The sequence below is a fragment of the Pedobacter sp. MR2016-19 genome (assembly GCF_014947265.1).
Lineage (GTDB): Bacteria > Bacteroidota > Bacteroidia > Sphingobacteriales > Sphingobacteriaceae > Pedobacter.
This window is the reverse complement of the sequence record NZ_JADCNK010000003.1, coordinates 338,358-363,629: the sequence shown is the minus strand read 5'-3', so window position 1 is coordinate 363,629 and position 25,272 is coordinate 338,358. Positions and strand designations below refer to the sequence as shown.

The 25,272-nt window shown below is 40.4% G+C and carries 16 protein-coding genes; 8 read left to right on the top strand and 8 right to left on the bottom strand.

Annotation, left to right across the window (positions count from 1 at the left end; translation table 11 throughout):
* Positions 1-46: 46 nt before the first annotated feature.
* Complete coding sequence (locus IM793_RS06225) at positions 47-772, bottom strand: helix-turn-helix transcriptional regulator (RefSeq protein ID WP_193420223.1); 726 nt, start codon at positions 770-772, stop codon at positions 47-49.
* Positions 773-2,116: 1,344 nt separating this feature from the next.
* Here IM793_RS06225 and IM793_RS06220 point away from each other — a divergent pair.
* Genes IM793_RS06220 through IM793_RS06210 form a run of 3 tightly spaced genes read left to right on the top strand, consistent with a single transcriptional unit; the run spans position 2,117 to position 3,760 of the window.
* Positions 2,117-2,347 carry a colicin E3/pyocin S6 family cytotoxin gene (locus IM793_RS06220; protein ID WP_193420222.1) on the top strand — a complete coding sequence of 77 codons (231 nt, stop codon included), beginning with the start codon at positions 2,117-2,119 and terminating at the stop codon, positions 2,345-2,347.
* Positions 2,340-2,648: a hypothetical protein gene (locus IM793_RS06215; protein WP_193420221.1), complete on the top strand. Its 309-nt coding sequence runs from the start codon at positions 2,340-2,342 to the stop codon at positions 2,646-2,648. Before IM793_RS06220 ends, IM793_RS06215 begins: the two co-directional genes overlap by 8 nt.
* Complete coding sequence (locus tag IM793_RS06210) at positions 2,639-3,760, top strand: ImmA/IrrE family metallo-endopeptidase (protein ID WP_193420220.1); 1,122 nt, start codon at positions 2,639-2,641, stop codon at positions 3,758-3,760. The genes IM793_RS06215 and IM793_RS06210 overlap by 10 nt, the downstream gene beginning before the upstream one ends.
* Before the next feature lie 251 nt (positions 3,761-4,011).
* Here the strand turns inward: IM793_RS06210 and IM793_RS06205 are convergent, their stop codons facing one another.
* From IM793_RS06205 to IM793_RS06185, 5 genes are all read right to left on the bottom strand, one after another.
* Positions 4,012-4,140: a transposase gene (locus tag IM793_RS06205; protein WP_370629764.1), complete on the bottom strand. Its 129-nt coding sequence runs from the start codon at positions 4,138-4,140 to the stop codon at positions 4,012-4,014.
* A gap of 742 nt (positions 4,141-4,882) precedes the next feature.
* Positions 4,883-6,202 carry a gluconate:H+ symporter gene (locus tag IM793_RS06200; protein ID WP_193420219.1) on the bottom strand — a complete coding sequence of 440 codons (1,320 nt, stop codon included), beginning with the start codon at positions 6,200-6,202 and terminating at the stop codon, positions 4,883-4,885.
* 8 nt (positions 6,203-6,210) lie between these two features.
* Positions 6,211-7,926 carry an IlvD/Edd family dehydratase gene (locus tag IM793_RS06195; protein WP_193420218.1) on the bottom strand — a complete coding sequence of 572 codons (1,716 nt, stop codon included), beginning with the start codon at positions 7,924-7,926 and terminating at the stop codon, positions 6,211-6,213.
* Between the two features lie 132 nt (positions 7,927-8,058).
* Complete coding sequence (locus tag IM793_RS06190; protein ID WP_193420217.1) at positions 8,059-8,895, bottom strand: fumarylacetoacetate hydrolase family protein; 837 nt, start codon at positions 8,893-8,895, stop codon at positions 8,059-8,061.
* A 1,307-nt stretch (positions 8,896-10,202) separates the two neighbouring features.
* A complete protein-coding gene (locus tag IM793_RS06185; RefSeq protein WP_121286271.1) occupies positions 10,203-11,090 on the bottom strand; it encodes an AraC family transcriptional regulator in 888 nt (295 codons plus the stop codon).
* A gap of 567 nt (positions 11,091-11,657) precedes the next feature.
* Between IM793_RS06185 and IM793_RS06180 the strand changes: the two genes are divergently transcribed.
* The 5 genes from IM793_RS06180 to IM793_RS06160 all read left to right on the top strand — a co-directional run bounded on the left by IM793_RS06180 (position 11,658) and on the right by IM793_RS06160 (position 19,770).
* Positions 11,658-14,831, top strand: coding sequence for a SusC/RagA family TonB-linked outer membrane protein (locus tag IM793_RS06180; RefSeq protein WP_193420216.1), 3,174 nt, complete (start codon positions 11,658-11,660; stop codon positions 14,829-14,831).
* A 13-nt stretch (positions 14,832-14,844) separates the two neighbouring features.
* Positions 14,845-16,395, top strand: a complete 1,551-nt coding sequence (locus IM793_RS06175) for a SusD/RagB family nutrient-binding outer membrane lipoprotein (RefSeq protein WP_193420215.1) — start codon at positions 14,845-14,847, stop codon at positions 16,393-16,395.
* A gap of 784 nt (positions 16,396-17,179) precedes the next feature.
* Entirely contained in the window at positions 17,180-18,511 is a 1,332-nt protein-coding gene (locus tag IM793_RS06170) for a Gfo/Idh/MocA family protein (RefSeq protein WP_193420214.1), read from the top strand.
* 297 nt (positions 18,512-18,808) lie between these two features.
* On the top strand, positions 18,809-19,348 hold the full coding sequence (locus IM793_RS24765) for an Arm DNA-binding domain-containing protein (RefSeq protein WP_227256152.1): 540 nt from the start codon (positions 18,809-18,811) through the stop codon (positions 19,346-19,348).
* A gap of 227 nt (positions 19,349-19,575) precedes the next feature.
* On the top strand, positions 19,576-19,770 hold the full coding sequence (locus IM793_RS06160) for a hypothetical protein (RefSeq protein ID WP_134380798.1): 195 nt from the start codon (positions 19,576-19,578) through the stop codon (positions 19,768-19,770).
* A 94-nt stretch (positions 19,771-19,864) separates the two neighbouring features.
* Here IM793_RS06160 and IM793_RS06155 read toward each other — a convergent pair whose 3' ends face one another.
* Together IM793_RS06155 and IM793_RS06150 are read right to left on the bottom strand one after the other, a co-directional pair.
* Entirely contained in the window at positions 19,865-21,472 is a 1,608-nt protein-coding gene (locus IM793_RS06155; RefSeq protein WP_193420213.1) for a RagB/SusD family nutrient uptake outer membrane protein, read from the bottom strand.
* Positions 21,473-21,489: 17 nt separating this feature from the next.
* A complete protein-coding gene (locus IM793_RS06150; RefSeq protein WP_227256151.1) occupies positions 21,490-24,717 on the bottom strand; it encodes a TonB-dependent receptor in 3,228 nt (1,075 codons plus the stop codon).
* Between the last annotated feature and the right edge of the window lie 555 nt (positions 24,718-25,272).

The following is a 25,272-nucleotide window of genomic DNA, read 5'->3' as shown; positions in this document are numbered from 1 at the left end:
AATAAAATCTGAACATTAAAAATCACTACTTGTAGTGATTTTTTGGCTAGAATTCAACCAGATGATAACAAATTGCAAAGCGTGTTAATTGTGCGAGAGAAGAGAACGAAAGCTTTTTAAAAATGTTCTTGCGATGGCTATTGATGGTATGAATCGAGCGGTGAAGCAGATAAGCAATCTCCAAGCTACTCTTTCCATTGACCATGAGCACAATAAGTTCCTTTTCCCGCCTGGTTAAGCTTGAGAACTTTTGAAAATCCTTAGCATACTGCGCCTCCATTCCCAAGACATTTCTCATTGCTAGCGAAAGTCCATCAATACCACTTAAAGGAACCGAAACATGAATAAGCGTCGCGGCAGAAGAGATTGTCTCCGGAGTCAAGCGAGAACTAGTGAGGTACCAATTATAGTCTGCATTAAAGTCCGCGCGAACCCTTTGAAAAAAACTATGAGACAAAGAAAAGTCATTCTGCTGGCCAAAAGCCACTAAGTTTCGTTTCAAGTTCAGCATCTCCTCCAAGGGAAAAAAGCGCAAAAAATACTCGGGTCCCATTTCCCTAAGTGCATCTGAATCCTTCCCCAAATAATCGCAGCCTACCTTATTCATAAATAAGTTATAGTTTAATCCCACATCCTGCACAATCATACTTGCCGGTAAAAGCTCACCGATGTTTGGTCCCGTGAGTTCGAAATGATTCATACGAGTGGAAAAATAATGATGCTGAGCTTGATAAGAGAGCAAAAGCTCCCTTTCAGTGTGGTAATTTTTCATGAGCGCTAAAGAAAACTAATTATTAAGCTAATTTATGAAAATTCGACGCGCAATGAAAGGGCTATCGATACAACTAACTTTTAGGAGTATTTCTAACAAACATTAATCTAATTAAATACAAAATCCCAGATAAATCCGGGCTTTCCGTAAAGTGAATACGCCGTTAACACTAATTTTAGCATATTTTGGATGCCCAAATACTGGTCTGAAAATCGCTCCGCGAAGATTGGTCATTCTAAAATCTGGATAACGGAATTGGGCGCTCGCTTTGAGATAAAATCAGGTGGCGACCTTTACTAAAATACCCAGGCGTAACGACCAGTTTATTTTTTGAGCAAACTAAAATTATATGCAAATCCAAGCATAAAAAACTGCTGAAGATTATTGGCTGAACTGGTGAAAAGCTAGTATATCAGATCAGACAACATGAAATTCCTTATTTAAATGTTAAAATTAGATGCTAACTTAGTATTCCTTCACGAAAGCGAGACTCACTAAAGAGGCAGCATTTGATTTTTTCGCCCGAATCAGCATGCTCTTTCTGTGGGTCATAACCGTGTGAACAATTCTCTAGAAATTTCTCTGATTTCTTGGCCAAAATATGGCTAGCTGGTCGTTTGGATCTATCCATTAAAAATAAGTATCTGTTAGGGACTGTGTTACTATTGGCCTTGCAATTTCGCCCAAAAACCACTATTCAAAGATATGAAATTGTAGCAAACTACCGATGCAACGCGTACACACTAAGGCCTATTTTATTCAAGCTGGTAAAAAACAATACTGATATATTGTTTGCCAACAAGCATTTCAACGGAGAACCCAGTAACAGACAAAAGATTGTGTTTAAACCAAAAAATCATAAACATTACAAGAACGATGGATAAAAGCCGTCCTTGATACTAAAATCAGTCTAATGAGTATTATTTCTGCCAGTCATATTTTAATTTGCCACAACGGCACTTGACTTCCTTACTATCTGCAGCATAATAGTCTATACTAACAAATTTATTGCAATCATCGCATTTAAATAACGCTTCAATATCCTTGACATCTTGCCAAAAAGCTTTACAATCTCCAAGGCTCATAACATATTCATTATCATGAGAATCTTTATTTCCAATAAAATCTGAAGCTAGAGTTCTGGTAATTAATCCCTGTCGAAACCATCTTTGGAGCAAGGAACGTTGTGCCAGATTCGTCCGAAAAAAAATGTTTCACTTAAAAAATTGAAAAATGAAAGCAATCAGACCATGAGCACATGATTGCATAGGCGTAAGAAACCACCAGCCATACTTGATAGTATAATTCATTATCAATTTATATCTTTGTTAAAAAATTAATATTTTGGGAGGTAAGCCGATTCCAAAACCATCATACCTTGATGAATGTGAATATCTTGGAGCCATTAATAATCAGAAACGCTGGAAGTCAGCCGACGGTAAAAGACTATATACATGGGATTCACTACATGGAGAAATTGAGGTTTTTAACATTAGAGGAAAACACCTGGGGGTTAAGGATCCTGATGGTTTGTTTATAAAGGAAGCAGTAAAAGGGAGGAAAATAGATGTCTAATTTCATAGCAGATTGCATACAGGGTGATGCTTTAATGACTGATATTGACGATTATGTCGATAGCTGGCATGATGGCAATTCCGACTTATCGTTGCATGAGTTTCTGGGAATGAGCAGGAAGGAATATGCCCTATATCTTGAGGACGAAATGTATCTAGCCAGTATTATTACTGCCCATAGGTCAAACCTTGATATTGTACCGGTAATGCTGGCAGAATTAAGAATGGCTGCCAGGTCAGATGATCCCACCAAAGCCAAAAAACTGCAAAAGTGGCTTGAGAATGAAAATCTATGGGATTGATCACCAGTCCCGAAGTGCGGATGGCCCGAAAAATCATACAAAAACATTCCCTGAAAATTCCATTCGACCTGGATAAACTGGTCGAAAAATATGCCAAAGTAATATACAAGACTATACCTATCGATGGAATCGATGGTATATGTGTGAACCTAAAGGTTCCGGGAAAAACACCTACTGTGGTAGTTAACGATACTTCAGTCGTTACACGCCAGCGATTTACCCTGGCCCATGAACTGGGGCACATTATTATCCCATGGCACCTGGGTACGATCATCGATGAAATCGATATCGAACAAAGCCGAAAGAGCAAGACGCAATACATTGAATATGAGCGTGAGGCGAACAGGTTTGCCTCCGAACTGCTCATGCCCTTTGATTGGATATTCTCTGAATTTCAGAAAGACAATGATTTTGAATCACTGGTGGCTAGGACCTGCACCCGGTGTCGTGTCTCCGAAATAGCTGCCAGGATTAGGTTAAAGAAAGCATTTGAAGAGATTTTAAACCACCTTATACCTAAAGACACTATCCAGAAAATGTATGCGCAAAGCGGCCGTTTAGACCTGGTTCAGGTAAAGCTTCTGCGCACCCACACTTCCTTAGATTCCCTAGCTATCGCATGGCATATGTGCAACTGTTTATCAGGAAAAATAGCATTTTGTGTAGAGGAAGATAATTTAGTCATAGAATCTGGATGTACTAATGGCACCCAATTTTCCCATCAAATGCAGGGGAACGAATTCAATGCCTACCCGTATCCTAGTTATGACTCCTACAATAACTGTGAACATCAAGGCACCAGAACCCACTGGTGGACTTTGGATGTTTCGGTCAATATCCCTGAAGATGGAAGGACTTGGCGGGAAATCCTGGATAAACTTGCCGAGGATCTCGCGCCCGGAAGTGGTGCGCAAAAATTTAAACAGGTCATTGGTGGAAAGCTTTCTGGGCTGAACAGTAGTAGAAAGTCTAAGTCCCCAGACCAATCAATCGACGATTTTATAAAGGAAGCTTTACACAGGTTTAATCATATCAACCATCTTTCATTATTAGGCCATCCTGACTTCCTGTTATTTATCAAAAAAAGATCCGAGGCTTTCTATGAATCATAGCAAAAATATCAACACCCAATTTTTATTGGAACAGGTGACTGGGCAATTGGTAGCTTAAAGGTCCACTCTATTTTTTCGCGCATCCAGATGTTCGAGCCACAAAACCACACGCTCTGAAACGATCTGATTGAAATTAGCAAACACCTGCTCAGTCATAATTTTTGGATTTGCGTGTTTTACCATTGCCTCTTCAATGGACGAGGTGATAATTGTGTAATTCAGTGAAAGTGGTTCTTCCCCAATTTTGGTGGTCAATCCGGTGCTAATACTAATCTTTTCCTGAGTAAATCGAAGCTTGCTCTTCCATACATTTGACGCTTAATAGTCTTCAGTTTGTTAACATTGCCTTCGACGGGACCATTGCTCCAATGTAGATTGATAGCATTTCAATGGACTGAAGGTCAGATAACAATCCTGTGGCGAAACTCTTCAACTCTGCAATAACCGAATGGTTAGCTTCAGTAATCCACGCATTCAATTCATTGCCTGTTTTATTTTCAAACAATCCTCGGAATTTTTTTACCAATGACATAGTTCGTTTTAATTCAGTTGATGATTGGCATAATCTGGATATAAGCTTTTTTTTGTGTGTTGCTAATTATAGGCATTGACAAATAAAGGGGAACTATACCGGTTGAATATCTCAGTAAAAGCCAGGCGATCGTCAGATTTCAACAATCTCGCCAATTCGTGATCAGAAAACATACTGTAATTGGCCATGGATGTGAATTCCCTATCCAAATTTAGATATTTAATTCTTTATAGTTCAAAAAAAGGATAAAATCCTTCAAAAGTCATTGATTTTGTAGACTTTTTCGGTTCATTAGATGCAACTCTCTGACTGAAAAGCTAACAAAGTATTTAAAATGATGCATTTCAGGTTCGAATCCCAACATCCACACCAAAAGACTATCAAAATGTAAAAACCCTGCAATTGCACGATTAGCAGGGTCTTTACTTTTAGGAAAACACCAAAAATCGCTCGAATTCACAAAACTTCAGTGAGTGATTCGGGCGTACATTAAAAGCTATATTTTTGCTTTACAAATTATAGAACACCTGCCAATAAACTGACGCATAAGGAAAATTAAAAACGATTTTATTAAAGGTGATGATTATTATCTATCTAAACAATACTTGGTTCAGGATCAGTATTCCAATAAGCCCGATAACGGAAACCAGCGTTTCCATCAGCGACCAGGACAAAAATGTTTGTTTGATAGATAATCCTAAATACTCTTTGAATAGCCAGAAAGAGGAGTCATTTACGTGCGAACAAAACAGGCTTCCTGATCCAACTGCGAGCACCATTAAATTTGGATCGGCACCATGAGGCCCAACAAGCGGATAAACGATACCGGCAGCGGTGAGGCCAGCTACGGTAGCCGAACCCAGACAAAGCCTTAACACCGCCGTTATTAACCAGGCCAGTAACAAAGGTGGCAGGGTTAGCCCCTGCAAAATTGCGGCAAGGCTGTTGCTCACCCCTGTTTCTACAAATACTTGCTTCAAAATGCCAGCGCTACCAATTATTAAAAGGATCATCGCTATATCTTTTGTTGCATCAACATAAATGACCATAATGTCAGTCAGCTTTTTACCTGACCTTACTCCTAGTGTAAATGTTGCAATACAAATGGTTAATATCATGGCAATTGTTGGATCACCAATAAATCCGGCAAAATTTACAACAACCATATTGCCACTACATAGCCTGGTGATCAACGTGGTACCCAAAATGATAAGCACAGGTAACAATGCAGAAACCACACTATTTGTTATCCCCGGCAATTCATTATCGGGCAGTTCATCAGCCCGCAAGGTAACTGTTGGGCTGGATTGCATATTTATTAATATTCTTGAGAAAAGAGGGCCTGCAATAATTATAGCAGGTATGGCCACTATTAAGCCATAAATAAAGGTCTTAACCAAATCTGCATTAAACTGAGTAACCAAAGCCATGGGCGATGGATGAGGTGGCAAAAAACCATGCATTACAGACAGCGATGCAAGCATAGGCAAGCCTACATATACCAGAGGTAATTTATAGTTGTACGCTACCGAAAAAATAATTGGAATAAGCAACACAAACCCAACATTATAAAATAACGGAATGCCCACTATAAAACCTGTTAAAGACATGGCCCAGGCAATGTGTTTTGGGCCAAATGTTTTTTTTAATACCGAAGCTATTTTTTGAGCGGCACCACTTGAAGCGACGAGTTTTCCAAGCATGGCGCCCAAAACGATGATGATTGCCAGCGATCCTAAGGTATCCCCTAATCCTTTATTAACCGTTTGCGGAATACTGGCGGCGGGCATACCTAATAATAAAGCTGCCATTACAGATACGATTAAAAATGCAAGAAAGGTATTAACCTTCGCCCAGGCAATTAATAATACAAGTGTAACTATACAGCCAAAAAGAATCAGTACATCCATGTTTCTGCTTAATGAGAGTCTCTGGTTACGGTTGAACCTGAGCCGCCTACTAAAAAGTCCAGATCAGCACCTTTATCTGCCTGCTGAACATGGTTCACATATAAGTTTACATAACCACGTGTTGCAGCAGGAATTGGCGGTACCCAATTGCTTCGCCTCAGGGCTAACTCTTCATCACTCACTTCAAGGTGGATACGTTTATTGGCTACATCCAGCTCAATCATGTCGCCGTTTTCTACCAGCGCTAAATTTCCACCAATAGCAGACTCCGGCGATACATGCAGTATAACCGTGCCATATGCCGTACCACTCATCCTGCCATCCGATATCCTCACCATATCGGTTACGCCCTTGTCAAGCAGCTTTTTCGGTAAAGTCATATTACCTACCTCAGGCATCCCCGGATAGCCGACCGGACCAACCGTTTTCAAGACCATAACACAAGTTTCATCGATATCCAAATCAGGGTCGTCTACTCTCGCATGGTAATCCTCAATATTTTCAAACACTACTGCCCTACCCCGATGCTGCATCAAGCCGGGCGTAGCTGCTGATGGCTTTATAACCGCTCCGTTAATTGCCAGATTACCTTTTAGTACCGTAATCCCTGCTTCCTGAATAATCGGCTGCTCAAATTCATAAATAACTTCCTTATTGTAATTTATTCCTTTATCGGCAATGTTTTCGGCATGCGTTTTCCCGCTTACCGTTAGGGTATCCATTTTTAAAACAGATTGCATTTGTTTTATAACAGCAGGTAAACCACCGGCATAGTAAAAATCCTCCATCAAAAATTTCCCTGAAGGCATAAGATTTACCAGAAGCGGCATTTTACTGCCAATATCATCAAAATCGTCTAAATTTAGTGCTACCCCCATACGCCCTGCAATAGCGGTGAGGTGAATAATAAAGTTTGAGGAACCTCCTACCGCAGCATTTACCTTAATGGCATTTTCAAAAGCATCCCGTGTTAATATTTTAGAAATTTTCAGGTCTTCTTTAACCATTTCAACTATTCTCCTACCCGATAGCTGTGCAAGCCTTTTCCGCCGGGAATCAACGGCAGGTATAGCCGCACCACCGGAAAGACTCATGCCTAACGCTTCAACCATGCAAGCCATAGTAGACGCCGTGCCCATGGTCATACAGTGGCCCGGACTTCGAGACATGCAACTTTCTACTTCTGCATATTCATCATAAGTAATTTCGCCTTTCTTTAATTCCTCTGTCAGCTTCCATACGCTTGTTCCTGAGCCGATGTCATGTCCGTGATATTTTCCGTTTAACATGGGTCCGCCAGGAACCACAATCGTTGGCAGATCTACACTTGCCGCGCCCATGAGCGTAGAAGGCGTAGTTTTATCGCAACCCGTAAGTAATACGACACCATCAATGGGGTTGCCTCTTATTGATTCCTCTGCATCCATACTGGCTAGGTTACGGAACAACATGGCGGTGGGTTTCATGAGCGTTTCACCCAATGACATGATGGGAAATTCGAGCGGAAAACCACCAGCCTCCAATACCCCGCGACGAACACTTTCGGCAATATCACGCAGGTGGGCATTACAAGGTGTAAGTTCAGACCACGTATTACAAATCCCGATTACCGGTCTGCCGTCAAACATGTCTTCGGGCATGCCCTGGTTTTTCATCCAGCTTCGATAAATGAGGCCCATTTTATCTTTTTTCCCAAACCAGGTCGAACTTCTATATGATTTCATATCTAGAATATGCTATGTTGCGCTATTTTTTACTTCTTTAATTAGATTTTTCGCTAGCGGACTTTTTATTGAAAAATCGTTTCACTTGCTTAGGCAGCGGTTGCTAAACCTATAATTTGTTTTCCTTGCTGATCACGCTACGGTATTTATGAGTGAACCAATCTCTGAAATGGTTATTTTAACCAGGTCTCCGCTTTGTAAAGTGAAATCATCTGTAGGGATTATTCCAGTACCTGTCATTAAATAGGTTCCATGAGGAAAATCCAATTCCCGAAACAAGTAAGCCACTAATTCCGTATGCTTACGTTTCATTTGATTAATGGATATTTTCTCCTTAAAAAGAACTACTGAATTTCTGGATATTTCGATGCTGATATCGGTATCCGGATCTATCGGGCCCTCTGTTACTAAAAGACAAGGTCCTAAAGCGGTAGCCCCATTGTATGATTTTGCCTGCGGTAAATAAAGCGGATTTTCGCCCTCGATGTCCCTCGATGATACATCATTACCGATTGTATAACCCTCTATAGTACCTGCTGAGCAAATAAATAAGGTCAGTTCCGGTTCAGGTACATTCCATTTAGAATCTGCCCTGATCCGTATGTTTCCTCCGGAACCTACTGTACGGTAAGCCGGCGATTTAAAAAAAAGTTCCGGCCGGTCTGCATCATATACCCTGGCATAAAAATCCCCGCCTTTTGCTTCTTTTGATTCCTCTATTCTGGCTTCCCTGCTACGAAAGTAGGTTACGCCCGATGCCCATACTTCCTGGTTACCTATAGGCGTTAAAACAGCTGAATGGGTGAGCGCTTGTAAATCTTCGTTAGGCTGGAGCTGTTGCAACTCACTACTAACCACTTTAAAAAGGTTGCTCCTGTTTACAAACTTATCCCAGCTTTTCTCTTCTGTTAAAAAATATTGGTTATTGTGGTTGATAATAATCCCGCTGGAGGTGTTATAAATTCTCATAATTATTTGGTTAAGTTTTTTGGATCGAAAATTAAGTTTGAACTTTATTTAAGTATCCAGGCGGTAAAATCGAAAGGCAAATAAGTCCTTTTAAAGCACATTTACAGCATAATGTTAATATAATACAATAAAATGCTTCAATACTAAAATTACTGGTTTGCGTTGCCTGATTTGATTACTTTGTAGCTTTTCGCTTCGCTACACCGATCATTGACAGATCAAAAAAATCGCCTCATTTCGATCCGATAACTATCGGATGGAGCGCAGCGAAATGGAGAAATCTTTGAACTATGTTAAAAGATTTTGCTTAGCAGAGCCTTCGGGTTCTCAACTGCGGTCGAAATGACGTCCCTTGTATATCTGTCATCAACCCCATACGGAGGACAAGAAAAGACAATTATATATCATTCATATTGATTTTAACAATTAATTAACCCTATCATTGACAAACTCCATTAGCACGGTCGTCATCCGATAGCTATCGGATCCCGCTCAGGCCTATCTTTTGGACACATCTTTGTTAATTCCATCTTTGTTTTCTTAGTACAAATTCATTAAGTCGGTCGTCATGCTGAATTTATTTTACAAGTAGAAATTGTGTTTTCAATTGTCTTGTAGCTACTACGTGGTCAGCATCTTTCCTGCTATTAAGATCCTGAAATGAATCCGATAGCTATAGAGATCAGGGCGACGACACTAATACTAAAACACCTAAAGAATAGCTCTAAAAGCCACTTTATTAATCGAACTCTAGTTAATACATAAATATTGTCTTTTCCGCTCTATGCCGCGGGGGCATGGTACTTTGGAGCGCCAAAGTACCCAAAGCGCTTTGTCAATCTAGCAATGGGCCTTTTGCACAGCCCTACACACATCAAAAAAAACAGCGGCACTTCGTTTTGTGTTCAATATTTCTTTAAAATTAAATCATCGGTTATGAACACAAAACCACTGCGTTTAGGTTTGGCAGTACTATTAGTTCTTTCCTGCAACTGTTTTTTTTGATTTCTCTGGCCCTTGGGATTGACTGCGTTCTTCGGTAAAACCTGTAATTTATTAAAGCAAGCTAGCAAAACGTATAAAAAACCAAAAGATATATCCACACGATAGGCTCAGGCGGGAATCTGCGCTTGCATTACGATTCCCAATCAAGTTGGGAATGACGATTCCTCTCAAAGCCTATAATTCGCTAAAAAATTTGTCGTTCATGTTGATTTTAAACAATTAATTACCCCTCAAGGTGACGGCTATGAATGAAAATATCTGTATTAGAATTTAAAGAAATATTAATAAGCGAACTGAGGTTACTAGGCAAATTTTTTCTCTTCAGTTTTAAGATAATTATATCTGTAGTCCATTGGATTTTTTTTCGTAAGCGCTTTAAACTGATGATAGAAATGAGAGATATTGTTGTAGCCACAGGCATAGCCTACCTCAGTCATATTAAATTCCTCTTCTAATAACAATCGGCATGCATTTCCAATTCTCACTTCCATTAAAAACTGAATGTATGTTTTCTTTGTTTTGGATTTAAAGTACCTGCAAAAAGAGTGTTTTCCCATGTTAATTAATTCAGCTACATCTTCCAGCGCTACTTTTTTGTGGTAATTATTAAACGTGTATTCGAATATCGTGTTAATGCGGTTTTGGTCAATGCTGTTTACTTCCGGGTTAAAGCCGTTGGATGATATAATTTCATATTCTTTCGTAGCCGCTATTATTTCTAAAGCGGACAATAAACTGATCAGCTTACGGGCAGGCGATTCGTTAAGCATTTCCTCCGCTATTTTGCCAACCTTTCGTCTGGTTGCTCCTTTTAAACGCAAACCCAGCTTACTTGTGTTTAGCAGTTTAACAATCGGACTAATTTCAGGAAGGTTCAAAAATGTATCGCCCCAGATGTTGTTTTCAAAAAGAATCACAATGGTTTCTCCAACTTTTTCGGTATCGCTTTCCAGGTATTTTTGTTCACACCGGAAAGTATGTGGGAGGTTTGATCCAAATAAAAATACGTCACCATTTTTAAATGGACCAACATGGTCGCCTATCAGACAGGTGCCATAGGTTCTTTTAACAACTAATAGTTCGCACTCGGGGTGATAATGCCAGGCGCTTAATATCGCATGCCCTATATCCTTATGGATATTAAAGGAATGCTCTGGGTTTGGAGTAGCCTTTTTTAACGTAGCCTTCATGTTTATAATTGGTTAACTATAGCATGAAATTATAAATTATGTACGATATAATGCATATCTATTACCTGTTGATGGTAAGTATATTAACAACGTCAGGGTTTATTATTTAGGTAGCAGATTAGTTTTACGTCAAAACAATCTCGTAAGTAATTGATAAACAGACATATTTTGAATACTTTATCATACAGCAACCAATATCACAAAGAAATAGCTATGTTAATATGTTACAATTTTTTGCTGTAATACTGAAATTGCTTTTCATTAAAGTTGTCTTTATTTGCTTGTGTAACATAACTGTTTCGAAACCAAATATAAAAGGAAAGTAATGCTTCTATTCTTCGCAACTATTTTCTTCAGATAAACTATTTAGCCCAGGCATATTTGCCATGGATGATTAGAACAGAGATTGATTAACTAACAAACCAATAGAATCATATGAGATAGATTTACTTCACATTCAAGCACCATATGTAGTCGTTAAACGCTGCGTATGTTCCGAACTGACAGCACCGCCTCTTCTGCGGTTATTTAAGCTGTTTATTAAAAACCAATTCTAACCAAATTACAATGATGAAAAAAAAATTACTTCCACTGGTATTTACCTGTACTGTGTTAACGGTATTCATTCTTTTCGAATCCGCAAGCGCTTCAGCTGGTGGGCTAACAACCGCAATATTTAGCAAATCTTTACCAGCAAAAAAGTTAAAATTAGCTCCGATAGGCATTACAGGTAAAGTGACAGATGAACAGGGCGTTGGTTTACCCGGCGTAAGCGTTGCTGAAAAGGGAACGCGAAATGCCACTATAACCAGTTCATCCGGCAGTTATACGATAAATGTTGCCAATACCAATGCCGTGTTGGTGTTCACATCCATTGGTTATAAACCGGTAGAAATAACGGTAAATGCAAAAACCGTTGTTAATGTTTCTATGGTGGCGGTTACAAATGCTTTAAATGAAGTTATCGTAACTGCTCTCGGTATAAAACGGGAGGCCAAAAGTCTGGGTTATTCAGCTCAAAAAGCTGATGTACAGGCACTGCAAACCAACCGCACAACTAACCTTGCCAATGCGCTTGAGGGCCAGATCGCCGGATTGGACGTTTCTCCACCCGCTGCAGGGCCAGGTGGGAGTACAAAGATTCGTTTGCGTGGACAATCTTCTTTTACCGCAGACAATTCGCCGCTAATCGTAATCAATGGCTTGCCAATGTCGCAGGGGGCAAGCAGTAGTAATGGTTATACACAAAACGTAGACCAGGGAGATAATTTGCAAGGCATCAATCAGGATGATATCGAATCAATGACTGTTCTGAAAGGATCTACCGCTGCAGCATTGTATGGTTCGCGTGCCGTTAACGGAGCAATCATTATTACCACAAAGTCGGGATCTAAGAATAGTGGAATAGGGATTGACTTTAACTCTAATTTCACTTTAAACCAGGCGCTGGATTTTACAGATTTTCAATATGAATACGGGCAAGGTGAGAATAATATTCGCCCCTCATCAGTAGGTACTGCGCAGAGTTCTGGTGCCTGGAGTTTTGGTGTGCCATTTGATAATGTACCAACGTTTCAATTCGACGGCGTTCAGCGTCCTTATGCGCCTGTTAAAGACCGGATAAGTACGTTCTTCAGACTTGCACCATCGTGGAGCAATACCGTTGCACTTTCTGGCGGTAACGATAAGGGAAGTTTTCGGGTGTCGCTTTCTAACCAGGATGCTCAAGGCATAGTACCAAACAACGATTTTCATAAAAAGATTTTTAACGTTGGCATTAACTATAAACTTACCGAAAAATTATCTGCACAATTTTACGTTAACTACGATCACCAGTTTAATAACAATCCGCCACTTGTTGGCGTACAGGGAAATTCAATTCCTACCTCAATTTACAGGTTGGCTAACTCCATTTCTTTTGATGTACTGGAGGCAGGCGCAATAGATGCCAACGGAAACGAAACACCTACTTCAAGGTTTGCAACCGTTACCAACCCCTACTGGATATTGGCGAAGCAATTTCAAAGACAAACAAAAGATCATTTGTTAGGTACTGCTGTGGTACGCTATCAGTTTTTCGATTGGCTATATCTTCAGGGCAGGGCAAATATGGATCTTTTGCAAACCACCTATGAATCGAACACGCCGACGGGCACGCTGGCTGTATCTGCAGCACCAACAGGGCTATATAACGGTAGCTATGGAATAAGTACATCAAGTACACGCCAGAATAACTTTGACTTCCTGCTGGGTGGCGGGCATAAGTGGAAAGATTTTGCATTTAATGCAACGGTAGGTGGTAATCACTTTCCCTTAATTACGTCTACATTTAACGAGGCGGTAACCAATTTTTACATCAGAGATTTATATACCATTGGAAACGGTGTTACGGCAAATTCGAGTTACAATCTCACTAAGCAAACCGTAAATTCATTGTATGGTACTGCAGAATTTTCCTACAAAAATTTATTATACCTGAATGTTACCGGCCGTACAGACTGGTATTCGGTACTGGCCAGAGATATAGATCACTATTTCTATCCTTCAGTTAGTGGAAGTTTCGTTTTTTCGGAATTACTTCCAAAAGCAAAATGGTTAAATTTTGGAAAGCTTAGAGTTGCTGTTGCAGAAACGGGAAGCGCCCAGGGGGTTGGCGCCTATAATGCATTAACATTTTTGCTTGGTCAGAATTCATTCAACGGGCTTCCATTAGGCAGTATTAACGGAACAGCTTCACCAAATACCCAGATTAAACCTTTCGGCGTAAATGAAAAAGAAATTGGTATCGAGTTGCGCATGTTCAACAGTAGAGTAAATCTGGACATGGCTGCTTACGATAAAAAAACGACTAATCAAGCCGTTCCAATAAGTCTGTCTGCAGCAAGCGGTTACAGCACCACGTTAGTTAACTTGGGTGGTTTGGACAATAAAGGATTAGAATTTAACCTGGAATTAATCCCTGTCCAAAACAAAAACTTTACCTGGAAAACGGCTTTTAATTCTGCTTTCAACTCTTCAAAAGTATTGTCATTAGCAAACAACCAATCGCAACTTGTAGTGGGCAGCCCTGAGTTTTTTGGGTCTATTGTTGATGTGGTAGGTTTACCCCTTAACCAGATTGTAGGTTCAACTTACAAGCGGGATGCTGCCGGAAATATCGTATTATCAGGAGGCAAACCCGTAGCAAGTGCTAAACCAGTTAACTTTGGTAGTGGCCTTCCAACAGCAACTGGCGGTTGGCTAAATACGTTCAATTACAAAGGCTTTACCTTTATCGCCCATATTGATTATAAAGCAGGTGGTAAAGTACTCTCCAGCACAAGTTTAAACTTATTAAGAGAAGGTTTATCAAAAGAATCTTTACCTGGCCGTGTGGGTGGCGTAATTTTCCCTGGCGTAAACGCTACTGACGGATTACCAAACACCACCGCTGTAAATGCAGAAGATTTTTATGCAAATTATCGTTCAACGAATATCTTAGATCCATTTATTTACAGCTCGAGTTTTGTTAAATTAAGAAACCTTTCGCTGGGATACGACTTGTCCAGATTTATCAATAAAAAATATGTGAAAAGCTTAGTGCTTTCTGCGGTATGCCATAATGTATTGATCATCAAAAAATATACGCCCAACATTGATCCCGAAGCAATTGCCTCAAGCGGAGATAACTTAACAGGTTATGAGCAGGCATCACTACCAACAACACGTACTTACGGATTTAACTTAAATGTAAAATTCTAACGCTTTATACAATATGAAAAATTTAATCAGAATTATAGCCATCGCCATCTGGGTTACAGTAATTTCCAGTTGCAATAAAGGGTTTGATAAATTGAATATTAATCCAAATAATCCGACAGAACTCGACGCGGCATTCTTGTTTACTAGCGCACAATTTGGAACGCATGGAGCTACGATGGAAACTGAGCCAACCATTGTGCAGCAATTTGTTAATCCGTTTTCGGGAATCACCTCGGCGTTTAATTTTAACCAGCTGAATCAAACTTATACTTCGTCAAAATGGAATGCTGAGTATACGGGAACAAATACTGGCGCAACAAGTTCTTCAGGCCCTGTTCAATTACTGGTCCAGATATTAAGCCAGATCAAAGGCAATCCGGCAAGAACAAATTTATATAATGAAGCCAGAATCTGGAAAGCCTACCAATTTATGATGCTGGTAGACAGTTACGGAAATGTACCTTATAGTGAAGCCGGACAAGCCTATTTATCAAATGTGCTTACCCCTAAATACGATAACCAGGCAGCGATTTACACCGACCTGATTAAAGAGGTTACGGAGGCAACGGCAGCTTTAGATCCGGCAAAAGATATCGTAAAGGCTGATGTGTTTTACGGTGGCAATATCGCCCAATGGAAAAGATTAGGGTATTCCTTATTGCTTCGGTTGGGCATGAGGTATAGTAAAATAGATCCGGGAAAAGCGCAAGCTATTGTGCAAGCTGCCGTAACTGGTGGTGTAATGACATCAAATGCCGACAACTGTTACCTGAAATACAATACCACTTATGTGAATCCCGTAAGCCAGACGATTACGGCAATAGCGAATACGTATTATTTAGCGGCTCCCTTTGTAGATCAGCTAAAAAATAGTGGTGATCCGCGATTGAAGTTCATATCTGGTAAATATGCGAACCCATTAGCTGCACCTACCTCCGTGCCAGATACCATATCTGCAAACCAGTTCGGACTTCCTGTAGGCTATAGCAGTGCTACTTTATCAACTGCTCCTGGATTTAGAGGGGCTAACGGCTCGGGTTTTAATTATTCTCAGGTTAATTATAGTATATTCGGTAGTTTAACTGCTCCGCAATTTTTTATCACTCACGCACAAACGCAATTACTGCTGGCAGAAGCCGCTGTTAGAGGCTGGATAACCGGTGGCAGTACACCCGATGTTTATTACGCCAATGGTATACGTGCGGCAATGGACCAATGGACAACCTATAACCCGGCAGCCATTATTCCTTTAGCTACGCAAAATGCATTTATTAATAATCCCGTTAATGCCTATAATTCTGCAAATGCACTCAACCTGATTAATACGCAATATTGGGTAGCTTCCTGGGGCAATGGTACCGAGGCATTTGCTAACTTCAGGAGGAGCGGTTTTCCAGCTTTATCGCCCAATACCATCGCAGGACAAAATATAACCGGTGGTTTTGTTCGCCGCTTTGTTTATCCAACGCTTGAGCTTTCTGCAAATGCAACGAATTACCAGGCAGCGGTTGCAGACAATGGTGGGCCGGATAATATGGACACCCGTATTTTTTGGGATAAATAGAAAAATCCTGAGTAGTGCTCAAAATTTGCCTTTTTGATCAGCTAAATCCGAAGAGGCTGTATTATAAATTGTGATTGAATTTGTCACGTTGAGCCTGTTTAAACGTCTCTTAAGACATTTAAACAGGCCCTTCGACAAGCTTACCTTTGACAGACTTTATTAGCACGGCCTTCATTCCCGCGCAGACCTATTGTGTAGACACATCTTTTGGTTTGGGGTTTTTATACGTTTTGCTAGCTTGCTTTAATAAATTACAGGTTTTACCGAAGAACGCTGTCAATCCCAAGGGCCAGGAGAATCAAAAAAACAGGTGCACAACAGTAAAAATGGTAGTAACAAACCTGAAACGCAGTGGTTTTGTGTTCATAACCGATTATTTAATTTAAAAAAACATTGAACACAAAACGAAGTGCCGCTGTTTTTTTGATGCGCGTGAGATTGTGCAAAAGGCTCATTGCTGGATTGACAAAGCGCTTTGGGTACTTTGGCGCTCCAAAGTACCATGCCCCGCGGCATAGAGCGAAAAAAAACATTTATCTCCAAAGTATAGTTTTTAAGATATCAAGCTTGTTATTTAGCAGGAAAGATGCTGAAATAAATTCAGCATGACGATCGCCAAGGAATATATGCTACAACTTTTGTATTGCCCAATCAAATAAAGTAACCCATAAACTGATGGAGTGACAAAAATACGGGTAACATTCTTATTAATTTTACCCATATCTTGGATGCTCCACTAATTATTTTGTAATTTACCTTAAGTATTAACCATAGACCAAATTAAATGTTAAACCGTAGAAATTTCCTCAACTACGCTGCAACCGCAGTAGGAACCACTGCCCTGCTTTCTGCCTTAGATAATCCTGCCTATGCCCTTTTCAGTAAGACTATTGGCGCAAACGACCAAATCAATATTGGTGTAATCGGAATCAAAGGCATGGGATGGTCCGACCTCAAAGCGGCTCTCAAAGTACCAGGCGTAAACCTGATCGCCCTGTGCGATAGTGATGCCAATGTGCTTGATGAAAGAATGGCCGAATTAAAGTCGATGAATGTTGACGCCGCAAAAGTAACAAGATATAAAGATTACCGTGCGCTGCTCGATAATAAAGATGTCGATGCCGTAATTATCGGGACACCCGATCACTGGCACGCCCTGATGATGATCCATGCAGTACAGGCAGGTAAAGATGTATATGTTGAAAAACCGGTGGGCAACTCTATTGTCGAATGCAGTACCATGGTCAAAGCGCAGGAAAAATACAATAAGGTTGTGCAGGCAGGTCAATGGCAGCGCAGTCAGCAACATTTTAAAGATGCTGTTGATTTTGTAAAGAGCGGCCAGTTAGGAAATATCAGAACAGTAAAAGTATGGTGTTACCAGGGCTGGATGAAACCTGCTCCCGTAGTGCCTGATACCCTACCCCCTGCAGGCGTTGATTATGCCATGTGGCTTGGGCCGGCGAATAAAAGAGCATTCAACGCCAGCAGGTATCACTTTAATTTCCGCTGGTTCTGGGATTATGCCGGTGGCTTAATGACCGACTGGGGCGTGCATTTATTGGATTATGGCTTGCTGGGTATGAATTCACCTGTACCAAAAACCATATCTGCATTAGGTGGCCGCTTCGCCTATCCCGATCTGTATGAAGAAACGCCTGATACGCTCACTACCCTATATGAGTTTGACAAGTTTAACATGGTTTGGGATTCTGCCATGGGCATCGATAACGGCTCTTATAACCGCAACCATGGCATTGCCTATATCGGTAACAACGGCACGCTGATCCTCAACAGGCAAGGCTGGGAAGTGATTGAAGAAAAGGTAAGCGGCAATAAAGTGAGCAAGCCTTTTGTTAAATCCTCAGATAATGGACTGGACAATCATATGGTCAATTTCTTTAGTGTGGTCAGATCCAGAAAAAAAGAAGAACTAAACTGCTCCATACAGGCTGCCGCGCATGTAGCTACCGTTGCCCAAATGGGAAACCTTGCCTTCAGAAGCGGACAAAAACTATCATGGGACAATGCCAAACATCAGTTTACAGACCCGAAGATCAACGATAAATACCTGTTGGCCCCGTATCACAACGGTTACAGTTTACCCAAAGTTTAACACTACAGTTTAAGCAGATCAGGAGGTATACATGATCCCTCCGGGATCACATAAGACAGCATCAAAACTACGTAAAAGCTTGCAAATCAAATAATTGCAAGCTTTTTTTTGTTTTACCGGAAAACCCAAAATATGCAATAAATCGCATAAAAAATTGAGTGATTCGGTGAGTAGTTTTACAGAGTGGGATACTCACTAAAAACGACGTAAGTTATTGACTTACAAAAAGTTCAATCATTGAACGACTTGATACGATTAGACTGCAAGGCTAAATTGTTAACTTTAAATCAGTCGATTATGAAAACTAATTTCAGTCTGCTCTTCTACCTGAAGAAACCAAAAAACTATCTTAAAAGTGCTGTTCCTGTTTATCTGAGGATTACCGTTGACGGAAAACCTGTGGAAATGTCCGCCAGCAGAAAATGTGAGCCGGAATTGTGGAACACCAAAGCAGGCCACATGACCGGCACAAAAGAAGATGCCAAAACCTTAAATTCCTATCTCGACAAAATGAAAGCGGGCGTTACTGCTGCCCATACTGCTTTATGCGTAGAAGACGCAGATACAAATCCTATAATGCCGACCTCATTAGAAACCGAACACCTTAAATTTGATTTTGTGCTGATAAGGATCGCAGAAGCCAACTACAAATTATTCCTCAGATCCAACAATCCGGAGGTTAAGATGTTAGGAATATTAGCTAACTTTGGTAAAGAAGATAGTTACCAAGCGGTTAAGTCTATTATTGATGGCATACAGTCGATTACAAAAGGCGATTTTGCCGAGAGCAGATATTTTAAACCTGTTTATGGAGTTCCGAAGTACGCTACGAATTAGTTAAGAACAGCGTCTTTGACTCCCTTCGTATTGAGTTTATAAGCTCAATTTTATTCTTGTATCCGTAAAGACGCTACGCTTAAGGACAGAGGGTAATATAATTTGAATACTGAAATTCTGATTTGAACAAAAGAACGAATGTGCGTTAAGCTCGCATTAAAAGATGGTTCAAGAAGTCCAATAAAGATATAATTCAAACATTTCTAAGTCTAACTGATTGGATGGCCATGAGTAACGATATAGCCATGGATTTAATTATGGGAGGTATAAAAGCAGGAACCAATAGTAGGGATGCAAATATTAACGATGTTAAAGCAGGCGCTAAAAACGTATTAAATGAATGGAGTAACCCAAAACAAACAGCATTTTCTGAATTTAACAAAATAAAAGAGCAGCTTACAAAAAACAGTAGATGCTGCTAAAGAATTTAGAAATAGATTAAAAAATATACTGGGGGTATGCACACAAGCAAAAAGGGTTGTTCCCTATGACGAAAACAACCCTTTAAATTAATTTCTAATTATTCATGGCATTGCCACGCAGATTTTTGTTGTTATCCAACTCCGCTTGTGGGAAAGGATAGTACATTGCACGCTGCGTCCAACCTATCGTCTTAAGCGGCTCAAGCCATTTTGCATCAGCCATACCCCAGCGTAAAAGGTCAAAGTAACGAAGATATTCACCGGCTAACTCAACAAAACGCTCGTGCGCTATTATGCTTTTGATATTGTTTAGTGGCACGCCGTTTTTAGTAATATTTTGCGCCAATAGTCCATCAACATCAGGTATGGTGCCAGGAGAATGCTGGTACCATAAGCTCGGCTGTTCTGATGGCACCACGTTGTTGGCACGTGATCTAACCATGTTTATATACTGTTTTGCGCCGGCTATATCGCTCTTTTCGTTCAAACATTCAGCATACATCAACAATACATCAGCATATCTGATTAACCTGTCGTTTATGCCATTATCAAAATCAGAAACCTGCACATCAGGGCAGTATTTACGTGTTCCGTACAGATCTTTGTTGGTGGCCAGTTTGCTCATCCAGTAAGCGTAATCTGTAACTGTACCATCAATTTGCGTAAACTTAGCACCGTTATCGCACCAAAGGGTCATAAACTTGCGCGGGTCACCTGTCTCAAACTCATCATAAGTTTTTTTGTTCGGCGCAAGGTTCCACCATGCTCCACCAGTACCGTCAAACATGCCTATTTCTTGCCAGCGCCATGAGCATGACAAATCGTCGCCCAACCACCCGGGGCCGTTAAACATCTGTACCTCGAAAACAGATTCAGCATTGTTTTCTGTCGCTTCAGAAAAATTGTCTTTATAAGCACTTACCAATTGATATTCTTTGCTATCAATTACTTTTTTCAATTCAGCTTCAGCACCGGCAAAATTAGCAGGCTGGCCTAATTCAAGTATTGGCCTGTATAGGTATGCCTTGGCCAAATAAGCCTGAGCAGAGCCCTTTGTAGCGCGTCCTTTAAAAGCAGCGTTAGCATACAATGCACTTCTAAGGGGCAGCAAATCTGCTGCTTTAGCTAAATCGCTTGTTATCAAAGCATATATCTGGCCTTTTTGTGAATTGCTGGAATAGTAATCAGCATCAGAAGTAACCGGTTTATCAATAAGCGGGATGGTTTCGCCAAACATCATGCCCAGGTGCAGATAAAAAACACCACGTAAAAAATAAGCTTCGCCTAGCATCCTGCTTTTCCGGGCAGGGTCTATTGGTCCGGTAAACTCGCTTATTTTAGAAATAGCCAGGTTTGATGCAAATACACCGTTCCACATGTCTTTCCATGTTCCTGATAGCAAGCCATCGCTGGAAGGCGTGTTATAAGTATCATAGTACATCGGCTCCCACTTAAATGTATGATTAAAGTCATCACCCGGCGCAAGTAATTCATAGTAGAATGATCGTGCATATCCGCCTTGTACTCTTCCTATTAATGCCTCATAAGCGGGTATTATTGCACCCTCTAACTGGTCTGCTGTTTTGTAATATGTTTCGGTTGATAATTCTTGCGGATTTACCAGATTTAAATCAGGCTTGCAAGAGTGCACCGCTATCAAAGTAGCAATGAATAGTGTCCCTATTTTAAATATATTTTTCATAATTATTTCAGTTGCTATTAAAATGTGATCTGTGTTCCTATAAATATTTCCCTGGTGTTAGAGAATGTTAGGCCCCATGGTGTAATTGCGTCAATACCGCGGCTAAGGTTATATCTGTTATCGCCTGATCCAACTTCGGGATCAAAACCTTTGTATTTAGTAAATGTCAGCAGGTTTTTGCCACCAATAAATACCCGCAAGCGATCTATTTTTAATCTTTGCAGCGTGTTTGCAGGCAAGGTATAACCTATATTTAAGGTTTTTAAACGGAGGTAAGATCCATTTTCTATAAAACGGTCAGAAGCTCTTAAATTTTGGTTAGGATCACCCAACACAGCTCTTGGAATATTGGTTTCGGTGTTTTTAGGATAAAAGGTTGTTACTCCTGATACCGGGTTTACGAAAGTTAAATCCGCTTCGCGGAACCTGTTAAGGGTTGAAGCAAAGTTATTATAGTAGTGATACATACCCTCACCCCAATATTTACTATTGTTATAGATCTCGTTGCCCTGAACCCCTTGCCACATCATAGACATATCAAGCGTACCGAATGAAGCAGCATAGCTAACATCAAAATTGAAACCATAGCTAAAAGATGGTATAGGGCTACCAATAAATGCCTTATCCTGATCATTCAAGGCTTTATCGCCATTAATATCCCTAAAGCGTATGTCTCCTAAACGTGCATTTGGAGCAAATGATTTATCGGCGTCTAATTGCTGGCTTGTTTTATAAAGTCCATCGGTTGTATAACCCCAAAATTCACCTATAGAATGCCCAACTGCTGTTCTTGAAACGTTTGAACCACTAGGGTTTACATTGCCCCACAAAATTTCGTTATTGTTACCAAGGCTTAATACTTTGTTTTTTACCACCGAGAAGTTAGCCGATGCTCCGTAGGTAAATTTGCCTGAGCTGTTTTTGTAACCTAATAATACATCTACACCCCGGTTTTGTATGCTGCCCGAATTTAAAACCGGAAAGTTATCTATATAACCTGTTGTATAGGAGATAGGTACATTTACCAGCATATCTTCGGTTTTCTTGTTATAATAATCAACAGTCAATGAGAGTTTATTATCAAACATAGCAAGGTCAAAACCAAAATCCGTTGAGTATTGGCTCTCCCATTTAACACTCGGGTTTGATGGGGTAAGCGGTAATGCCCCCGTTACTTTTACGCCATTTAAATAATACCATACGTGATCAAAACTTACTGTTCTCTGGTACTGGTATTGCGCGATATCAGAATTACCTAATGCACCATAACTGGCCCTTAGCTTTAAATCGCTTATAAAAGATACATCTTTCATAAAGTCTTCCTGGCTTAGTCTCCATCCGGCTGATACAGATGGGAAATTGCCATACCTGTACTTTTCGCTAAAGTTGGCTGAACCATCGCGGCGGAAGTTGAACGTTAAAAGGTACTTGCTGTCGTAACTGTAATTGATACGGCCCAATATAGAGTACATTGCCGATTGACCTATTCCCGAGCCTATTACTTTAGAATTTGGAGATGTAGTTAAGCCAAGGATCAAAACGTCTGGGCTTGGCAAAGCCCTGGCGCCTGCATTCAGTGCTTTATATTTTGATTCTTCTGAGGTTACACCAGCTACAGCGCTGAAATTATGCTTACCTAATGATTTGTCGTAATTTACCGTGTGCTCAATTAACCAGCGATTATTTTGGGTAGATGATATGTTTAACTCATCAGGATCATGATTTTGATACTGACCAACAGAATAGGCAGAGTTGTAGTTTTGCGTGCGAGTTCTGTTCAAATCAATACCGACGTTGATTTTATACCTTAATCCAGGTATAAATTCGTATGATGCCCATACGTTACCGTTAAGGGATAGCGACTCGTTATTATTCTCGTTAAGATAAGCGTTGGCCAATGGGCTTGCACCGTCTGTGCCGTTACCTGCGCCAGCAAAACCTGTAGCGCTGTTAGGATCGTATAAGGGCAAAGTTGATGACCAGCGCTGCGCATCTATTACATTCTTGTCACTCCAGTTGCGTGTAGAAAGGTTAAGACTCATGCTTTCGCCAACCTTTAACTTGCCTTTTGTAAAATCAGATAAAAATTGTAAGCCGTAGTTTTTTGAACCGTCTCTAATAATAACCGGTCTGTCTGTGCCATAAATGCCGTTTAAACGGAAATTGGCATTTTGCGACCCACCGCTAACAGAAAGGTTATGCCTTTGATAGCCACCTCTACGCATAACAGCATCCATCATATTATACCCCTCGCCTATTGCTGCCGGGTTTGATAAAGCCGGAAGATAATCGGTACGGGCAGGGTTCTGATTATACATTTCCTCGTTAATTAGTTCTGCCAACTGCTGCCCGTTAAGCACATCAATTTTATGGGTGAGATCCTTTAACCCTGCAAAGCCGTAATAGTCTATTTTAACCGGACCATCTTGCCCGCGTTTAGTGGTAATTAAAATTACACCGTTAGCCCCCCTTGAACCGTAAATGGCAGCTGATGCAGCGTCTTTAAGTATTTGTATGCTGGCGATGTTGTTATCATCAGGAACTGCCCCGCCGATCATACCATCAACAACGTATAGCGGATCGGTACTGTTGATAGAACCCACGCCTCTTATACGAATGGTACCATTTGTAACCTGCACACCGGGTACAGTGCCTTGCAACGCAGCCTGAAAACCACCCGGAACTTTAACAAGATCCTTGGTATTCACAGTTGATATTGCTGAAGTCAGGTCAACTTTCTTTTGCGTTCCGTAACCCACTACAACAATGTCGCCCAAATCAGTTCCTGCAGCTTTCAATTGTATTGTCATAGGCTGGGCCGTAACAGCAACCTCTTGAGCTACATATCCTAAAAATTTTACAATCAATATTGCATTATCAGGCGCCTCTAAGGTAAAGCGCCCATTTTTGTCTGTTACCGTGCTGGTTTGCGTTCCTTTAACATTAACGGTAGCGCCTGGAAGCGGCTGCCCCGTTTCATTAAGCACCGTTCCGGTAGCTTTTAGCTGCGTGTTGTGGATGCCGTTATTCCAATCAGCGAATCGCGCATTTTCCCGGGCTTCTATAACGATTTCGCTAAAGACCCGGGATATTTTTTTTGCTGCCCGTAATTTAGGTGAAAGGATATCCGCAAATGCGGTGGCGTTAAAAAAAAATATGTTTAGTATGGTAAATACCATGGTTATCGGCTGCCTAAATAGGTGATATTTAGCCCCCGCATTCCTGGGAAATATATAAAATTTCATAATTTTTGTTTTAGGGTGAATAGTAGCAGGTCGCTATTTCAACAACTTGCTATTAATTTTAAAGTGGTCATTTTATCAAGCTGGATTCTCGCAGTTATCCGCTTTAGTCTCATGGATAATTTACATAGGCATTTGTGTTAAAAGTGTAAAACATTGGATTTTATATTTAACCACTTCTATTGTACCACAGATCGCCTTTGCCTAACCCTTTCAAAACGGGTACGGCTACAAACATACCCGGCCAGTTTGCCAACCGATTAATGCAGCGGATGAAAGGCCTTTAAAAAATTTAAAAAGTCGGTTTCGAAGTAAGGCAATTAGTCATTGATTAATTCCTACTCAATCTTTCTGAACTCGGTTTATATAAATGGTTGGAGACAAAAATAGAAGTGTTTAAGAAGTCAGGTTATCGCAAATTGACAATTATATAGCACTATAGTTCAAATTGCGGTGGTCTAAATTGCTTGTTATTGGCCGGTTTTTTACATAATAATTATAAATCAATTATTTGTTATTGAAAACCTCTCGGGGGGATGAGATTAAGTTTTTGCATGA

Bases quoted from the DNA above. Each gene is read 5' to 3' on its own strand.
- IM793_RS06185 (WP_121286271.1), bottom strand. From the start codon at position 11,090: ATGAAGGCTACGTTAAAAAAGGCTACTCCAAACCCAGAGCATTCCTTT.
- IM793_RS06150 (WP_227256151.1), bottom strand. From the start codon at position 24,717: ATGAAATTTTATATATTTCCCAGGAATGCGGGGGCTAAATATCACCTA.
- IM793_RS24765 (WP_227256152.1), top strand. From the start codon at position 18,809: ATGAAAACTAATTTCAGTCTGCTCTTCTACCTGAAGAAACCAAAAAAC.
- IM793_RS06155 (WP_193420213.1), bottom strand. From the start codon at position 21,472: ATGAAAAATATATTTAAAATAGGGACACTATTCATTGCTACTTTGATA.
- IM793_RS06175 (WP_193420215.1), top strand. From the start codon at position 14,845: ATGAAAAATTTAATCAGAATTATAGCCATCGCCATCTGGGTTACAGTA.
- IM793_RS06170 (WP_193420214.1), top strand. From the start codon at position 17,180: ATGTTAAACCGTAGAAATTTCCTCAACTACGCTGCAACCGCAGTAGGA.
- IM793_RS06180 (WP_193420216.1), top strand. From the start codon at position 11,658: ATGATGAAAAAAAAATTACTTCCACTGGTATTTACCTGTACTGTGTTA.
- IM793_RS06215 (WP_193420221.1), top strand. From the start codon at position 2,340: ATGTCTAATTTCATAGCAGATTGCATACAGGGTGATGCTTTAATGACT.
- IM793_RS06160 (WP_134380798.1), top strand. From the start codon at position 19,576: ATGAGTAACGATATAGCCATGGATTTAATTATGGGAGGTATAAAAGCA.
- IM793_RS06225 (WP_193420223.1), bottom strand. From the start codon at position 772: ATGAAAAATTACCACACTGAAAGGGAGCTTTTGCTCTCTTATCAAGCT.
- IM793_RS06190 (WP_193420217.1), bottom strand. From the start codon at position 8,895: ATGAGAATTTATAACACCTCCAGCGGGATTATTATCAACCACAATAAC.
- IM793_RS06210 (WP_193420220.1), top strand. From the start codon at position 2,639: ATGGGATTGATCACCAGTCCCGAAGTGCGGATGGCCCGAAAAATCATA.
- IM793_RS06195 (WP_193420218.1), bottom strand. From the start codon at position 7,926: ATGAAATCATATAGAAGTTCGACCTGGTTTGGGAAAAAAGATAAAATG.
- IM793_RS06200 (WP_193420219.1), bottom strand. From the start codon at position 6,202: ATGGATGTACTGATTCTTTTTGGCTGTATAGTTACACTTGTATTATTA.